This window comes from Vibrio sp. 10N.261.51.F12, assembly GCF_041471725.1.
Classification (GTDB): Bacteria; Pseudomonadota; Gammaproteobacteria; order Enterobacterales; family Vibrionaceae; genus Vibrio.
Window position 1 is genome coordinate 1 of record NZ_JBFROV010000045.1, and the last position, 834, is coordinate 834.

An 834-nucleotide genomic window follows, 5' to 3' on the forward strand; every position below is an offset into this window, starting at 1 on the left:
AGATCATCTAAGTTCACTAACATACTTAGATCAATGCCAAAGCCTCGCTACAGAACAACTAACTGGAAACAATATAACCAAGCCCTAATCAATCGTGGTTCACTGACATTCTGGATTGATGAAGAAGCGATTCAACAGTGGAAGCAACTCAAGCAAGGTAAACGAGGTCGACCTCGATTGTTTAGTGACTTAGCCATTACGACCGCCCTCATGGTTAAACGAGTATTTTCAATGCCGTTGAGAGCGTTACAAGGATTCATCGATTCTGTTTTCAAACTCGCTCAACTCCCGTTGTCATGTCCTCATTATTCATGCATCAGTAAACGAGCCAAAACGGTTAATGTGTCATTCAAGACAAAGACCCGAGGCGCAATACCGCATTTAGCCATTGATGCAACAGGGCTTAAGGTTTACGGTGAAGGGGAATGGAAAGTAAAAAAACATGGTACTGACGGGAAGCGTCGAGTTTGGCGTAAGCTCCATTTAGCAGTAGACACTGGCACTCATGAAGTCATTGCGGCTGAGTTAAGTTTATCGAATGTCACCGACGGTGAAGCTCTTCCTAATTTACTGAATCAAACTCGTCGTAGAATCAATGAGATATCTGGTGATGGAGCTTACGACACAAGACAATGCTACGAAGCCATACGTATTAAACAAGCTGTTCCACTTATTCCACCGAGAGAAGGTGCTGCTTTTTGGGTGCGAGGTCACCCTCGTAATCTAGCGGTAGCTTGCCAGAAATTATACGGCTCAAATAAACATTGGAAAAAGAAGTATGGTTACCATAAACGGTCACTTTCAGAGACGGCCATGTTCCGTGTAAAGACACTG

Annotated in this window: 1 protein-coding gene; it reads left to right on the forward strand. The window is 43.6% G+C overall.

Annotated features, from left to right (window positions below; all coding sequences use genetic code 11):
• Window positions 1–33 precede the first annotated feature (33 nt).
• On the forward strand, window positions 34–834 hold an 801-nt coding region (locus tag AB4405_RS21715), incomplete at its 3' end, for an IS5 family transposase (RefSeq protein WP_372062795.1).